This window comes from Streptococcus sp. SM3 (genome assembly GCF_027497875.1).
Genome location: NZ_JAJNSA010000132.1, coordinates 1 through 5,641 on the forward strand (window position 1 = coordinate 1; position 5,641 = coordinate 5,641).

At 44.7% G+C, this 5,641-nt stretch carries 4 protein-coding genes and 1 pseudogene; 1 reads left to right on the forward strand and 4 read right to left on the reverse strand.

Features of this window, described 5'->3' with window-relative positions; genetic code table 11:
* Positions 1 to 317, reverse strand: a pseudogene (locus PAN06_RS12730) (threonine synthase); the annotation flags it as partial.
* Between the two features lie 180 nt (positions 318 to 497).
* Positions 498 to 1,781 carry a histidine--tRNA ligase gene (hisS, locus tag PAN06_RS12735; protein WP_269796505.1) on the reverse strand — a complete coding sequence of 428 codons (1,284 nt, stop codon included), beginning with the start codon at positions 1,779 to 1,781 and terminating at the stop codon, positions 498 to 500.
* 170 nt (positions 1,782 to 1,951) lie between these two features.
* Here hisS and PAN06_RS12740 point away from each other — a divergent pair, with 170 nt between their 5' ends.
* Complete coding sequence (locus tag PAN06_RS12740) at positions 1,952 to 2,293, forward strand: metal-sulfur cluster assembly factor (protein WP_003010891.1); 342 nt, start codon at positions 1,952 to 1,954, stop codon at positions 2,291 to 2,293.
* 161 nt (positions 2,294 to 2,454) lie between these two features.
* On the opposite strand, the gene PAN06_RS12745 is transcribed toward PAN06_RS12740, so the two are convergent.
* Together PAN06_RS12745 and PAN06_RS12750 are read right to left on the reverse strand one after the other, a co-directional pair.
* Positions 2,455 to 3,729 carry a solute carrier family 23 protein gene (locus PAN06_RS12745; protein WP_003011521.1) on the reverse strand — a complete coding sequence of 425 codons (1,275 nt, stop codon included), beginning with the start codon at positions 3,727 to 3,729 and terminating at the stop codon, positions 2,455 to 2,457.
* A 585-nt stretch (positions 3,730 to 4,314) separates the two neighbouring features.
* Positions 4,315 to 5,641: dihydroxy-acid dehydratase (locus PAN06_RS12750; RefSeq protein ID WP_269796506.1), on the reverse strand; the 1,327-nt coding region annotated here is incomplete at its 5' end.

Here is a 5,641-nt window from a genome sequence, read left to right on the forward strand (position 1 = left end):
CCGTGGAAAAGTTCCAAGTTGTATTGGCCATCGAGTTTGACAAGAGGCGCAATGACTGGTGTATCAAACTTGCTATCATAGGCGTTGGTAATACAGTAGTCCAACTCTTCTGCTGTAAAGTCATCCAAAAAAGCTGACAAAACAAGCTTAGCCACTTCTTGGTAAGACGCGTCTTTGAGGGTATCAAAATCCAGCTCCACTTGAGGATAAGAGACCGGAGTAAACAAACCGCCATCTGTCGCCAATCCTTGAAGGATGGCTTGACTAGCTGTTACAGTATTTTTTTCATCTCGTGTTGATTGGTAAACTAATGTCATGACTGATTCATTCCTTTACTTGTTATCTTCTCATTATATCATAAATGTCAGAAAATTTAACGGCTTTTCGCCAAATCTTGGCAAAGGTCGGCAAACAGAAGCTAGATAAAAGAGAGCAGGCGCAACGATTTTGCCCCTACTCCCATGCGAATCTGTTTTTCAGGTGTCTGCAAGACTTGATCAAGCCAATCCCAACTCTGCTAAAACAGATGGGAAGTCTTTCTTCAAGGTTTCAAGAGCTACCGTTACTTCTTGACGAGTTTGGTTATTTTTCACAGTAACTTGACCGCTCTCAACTTCACTACTTCCTAAGGTAATCAAGGCTTTGGCCGCAAAGACATCTGCTGACTTAAATTGTGCCTTGAGCTTGCGTCCAAGGTAATCACGTTCTGCCTTGAAACCTTGGATTCGAAGGGCCTGAACCAAGCTAAGCGCTGCTTCATTGACTTCATCTCCTAGGACAGCGATATAGGCATCTAGGCCTGTTTCGATCGGTAATTCAATGCCTTTCTTTTCAAGAACGAGAAGGATCCGTTCCAGACCAATCCCAAATCCAAAACCAGCTGTCGCAGGGCCACCGAAGTATTCAACCAAACCATCATAGCGACCACCCGCACAGACTGTTAATTCATTGCCTTCAATTTCTGTAATGAACTCAAAAATCGTGTGGTTGTAGTAATCCAAGCCACGCACCATATTGGTATCGATGACATAGGTTACCCCCAAGTCTTCTAACATCCGACGAACCGCATCAAAATGCGCTTGGCTTTCTTCATCTAGATAGTCTAGGATGGAAGGAGCCTGTTCAACCGCGGCCTTGTCTTCTTTTTCTTTTGAATCCAAAACACGAAGCGGATTTTCTTCTAAGCGACGTTGGCTGTCCTTAGACAATTGATCCTTCATTGGCAAGAGGTAATCAATCAAGGCTTGACGATAAGCCTGACGACTAGCAGGGCTTCCCAAGGTGTTCAAGTGCAAGGTCACATTATCAATCCCTAGTTCTTTCAGGAATTGCGCGGCCATGGCAATTGTTTCGACATCCGTTGCAGGATTGCTCGATCCAAAGCATTCTACCCCAATTTGGTGGAATTGACGCAAACGACCTGCTTGAGGACGTTCGTAGCGGAACATTGGGCCTATGTAATAGAACTTACTTGGTTTTTGTACCTCAGGCGCAAAGAGTTTATTTTCTACATAGGAGCGGACAACAGGAGCTGTTCCTTCTGGACGAAGCGTGATATGACGGTCTCCCTTGTCATAGAAATCATACATTTCTTTGGTAACGATATCCGTCGTATCCCCTACTGAACGGCTGATGACTTCATAATGTTCGAAGATCGGTGTGCGGATTTCATCATAATTGTATCGCGCAAAGACCTTGCGTGCAAAGCCTTCTACATATTGCCATTTCGCTGAATCGCCAGGAAGGATATCCTGGGTCCCTTTTGGTTTTTGTAATTTCATAGCCTTCATCCTTTGTCTTACTTTTGCCTCTATTTTACCACAAATTCGAAGAGAAATGGAGGCTGGACCGAATTTCCTTCGTTCGACACGTTCAAAACCTCTTTCTCTTCTTGCCTTATCAGCCGAATTATGAGAAAATGGAAGCCATACTACACTGAAAGGATCTTGCGATGAGAGAGGATATCAAAATCAATGACCGCGCCCTGGCACTAGAGAAGCCGTTAATCGAAAAATTGGAGCTTGTATTTGATACCGATGTTGAGTTAGATGTTTATAATCTGGGACTGATCTACGAGATCCATCTAGATGAAGCCGGCACTTGCAAGGTGGTTATGACCTTTACCGATACGGCTTGTAGCTGTGCTGAGAGCCTTCCGATCGAAATCGTCGCTCGCCTAAAAGAAATCGAGGGGATCGAAGATGTCAAGGTTGAAGTGACTTGGTCACCCGCTTGGAAAATTACACGAATCAGCCGATACGGGCGCATCGCCCTTGGTCTTCCACCACGATAATAAGCATTACCTTTTAAAAAATGCATTCAACTAATGAAGGAAGGCCTCTTTGGAAATCCGATCCACAATAAAAACGAGGAACACCAGCTCTGACATCAGAGTCTGTTCCTCGTTTTTTATAATGTTTAAATCCATTCAAACTTTTTCACTACCAGAATGGACTAAGCCTCATCAGCTTTTGGTTCTGGAAGGATTTGATACAACACAATCCCAAGAATGGTTGACGTTGCGACACCAGTGATTTGAAGACCACCGAGGTCAATCATCAAACCACCGATCCCTGATACCAAGATCACACTTGCAATCAAGAGATTCTTTTTATTATCAAAATCAATCTTATGTTCAACTAAAATTTTCAAACCACTAGCAGCGATAACCCCAAAGAGGGCAATAGACAAACCTCCCAATACAGGAGTTGGAATAGAGTGCAAGAGTGCTGATAGCTTCCCAATAAAGCTCATGACAACCGCAATCACTGCCGCGCCTGAAATAACGTAAACTGAGTAGACCTTACTAAGGGCCATCACCCCAATGTTTTCCCCATAAGAAGTTACTGGAGGAGCTCCAAAGAATCCAGCAATAATCTGTGCCAAGCCATCACCAGTAAGCGTATGATCAAGCCCTGGATCCTTGAAGTAATCACGCTCAGTCAAACTGTTTAAAACCATGAGATGGCCAAAATGTTCCGTCATGGTCACAAAGGCAATCGGAGCCATGGTCAAAATCGCACTTGGATAGAGCTTAAAGCTATAATCCACAAATGGAATGTCAAAGTTTGGAACTTGAATCCAATGTGCCGCACTTACCTCTGAGAAATTGACAAAACTATGTCCTGTCAGCAAACCAAGAGCCAAGGAGAAAATATAGCCCACAATTAATCCAAGTAAAATTGGGACGACACCGACAATCTTCTTGCCATACATGTTAAATAGGATAACCGCAAAGAGGGTCACCATCGAAATCAATAGAGCATAGCCGCTGTAGCTATTATTTAAGGTTGTCGCATCAGTGACGGCATTCTTCGCAAGACTCAAACCAATTACCATGATAATGGGACCAACCACGATTGGTGGAAGGACCTTATTAATCCAATCTTTACCCGCATGCTTAACAATCAGAGCTACAAACAAGTAGACCAAACCACCCGCCATAGCACCCTGGGCAACTGCCGCAATCCCATCTGACTTCATCAGCATTTGCATCGCTGCAATATAAGCAAAACTAGATCCCATGTAGGCTGGAATCTTATACTTGGTCACGGTTAAGTGAGCCAAGGTTCCCAAACCAGATGAAAACAAAGCAATGGCAGGATCAATCCCAACCAAAATCGGCACCAGCACTGTCGCCCCAAACATGGCAAACAAATGCTGGAAAGATAAACCAACCAATAAACCAGGTTTTGGCATATCATTCACATCATATTTAACGTCATTCACGATCGTAAAAACCTCCTAAAATTAAGATGCGACAAGCTATGGCTGAACAAAAACGTCTACCTTCGATGACCAAATCGTAAGGGAGTGCTTCATGCTCCATCATCGACGATTTCTTTTTTATCAAACCACTTTTCAATATACAAAAAAATCCCCCACAACAAGGAGATACACAAAATATAGGCTGGTCTTCCCAGGCCTTTCATTTCCATAGCTCCTTGCCTGCCTCTCTGGACAGTATTAAAGGATTGATTCGATTAGTCACAATTATAGCAGATTATAGACGGATTTACAAGAAAAATGACAGATGATACACCCAAATCCCCCAAAAAGTAATATTCATACGTTTCAGCGACAGGGTTGAAATTAGCTACTTTGAGCCAAAAAAGAGGCTGGGACAAAAGTCCTAGCCTCTCAATTATTTTTTGATTGTCGAGCAAGACGCAGTGGTTGAGTGGGCTCTACTACACTGATTTCATCAGCTTTTACAGCTCTACTCAACTGTGCGGAGGTGGGACGACGAAATCGAATTCTAACGAATTACCAATTTCTTTCCCACTCTCTCTTTGGACAAATTCGTCCTTGTAATTACTGTTTACCAGACTGTTCCATATTCCAGAAGTCGGTCACGGCACCACGTGATGCTGAAGAAACGATGTGGGCGTATTTACCCAGAACCCCACGGCTATACAGTGGTGGCAAGGTTGTTTTAGCTTTCCGTTTCGCCAACTCTTCGTCTGAGACGTGCATGGTGATTTCTTTGGTATCTTGGTCAACTGTCACCAGATCCCCTGTGTGGAGGTAGGCGATTGGACCGCCGACCTGAGCTTCAGGCGCGATGTGTCCAACAACGAGACCATAAGTCCCACCTGAGAAACGACCGTCTGTCAAGAGGGCCACCTTGTCTCCTTGGCCTTTCCCAACGATCATAGATGACAAGGACAGCATTTCCGGCATACCAGGACCACCCTTAGGACCCACGAAACGAACAACAACAACGTCGCCATCCACGATTTCATCCGAAAGAACCGCTTCAATGGCAGCTTCTTCCGAGTCAAAGACCTTAGCAGGACCAGTGATGTTACGAACCTTCACACCTGATACTTTGGCAACTGCCCCTTCTGGGGCCAAGTTCCCTTTCAGGATGATCAATGGACCATCCGCACGTTTTGGATTTTCAAGTGGCATGATAACTTTTTGACCTGGTGTCAAATCAGCAAAGGCTTCTAAGTTTTCAGCCACCGTTTTACCAGTACAGGTGATGCGATCGCCGTGAAGGAAACCATTCTTAAGAAGGTATTTCATGACAGCTGGCACACCACCAACATTGTAAAGGTCTTGGAAGACATATTTTCCTGAAGGTTTCAAGTCCGCCAAGTGAGGCACGCGCTCTTGGAAATCGTTGAAGTCTTCCAGCGTCAAGTCAACGTTAGCTGCGTGAGCGATCGCAAGCAAGTGAAGAGTGGCATTGGTGGAACCACCTAGCGCCATGGTCACTGTAATCGCATCTTCAAAAGCTTCACGGGTCAAGATATCCGATGGTTTGAGTCCCATTTCCAGCATCTTGACAACAGCACGACCTGCTTCTTCGATATCGGCTTTTTTATCAGCTGATTCAGCAGGGTGAGAAGAGGAACCTGGTAAGCTCATCCCAAGGACCTCAATCGCTGTCGCCATGGTGTTGGCCGTATACATCCCCCCACAGCCACCAGGGCCAGGGCAAGCATTACATTCCAGTTGCTTCACTTCTTCAGCCGTCATATCACCATGGTTCCATTTCCCGATTCCTTCGAAAACAGAAACCAAGTCGATATCTTTTCCATCGAGATTCCCTGGAGCAATGGTCCCACCATAAGCAAAGATCGCTGGGATATCCATATTGGCAATGGCAATCATCGAACCAGGCATGTTCTTA

Coding starts and splice junctions, on each gene's coding strand:
- hisS (WP_269796505.1), bottom strand. CDS start 1,781: ATGAAATTACAAAAACCAAAAGGGACCCAGGATATCCTTCCTGGCGAT.
- PAN06_RS12740 (WP_003010891.1), top strand. CDS start 1,952: ATGAGAGAGGATATCAAAATCAATGACCGCGCCCTGGCACTAGAGAAG.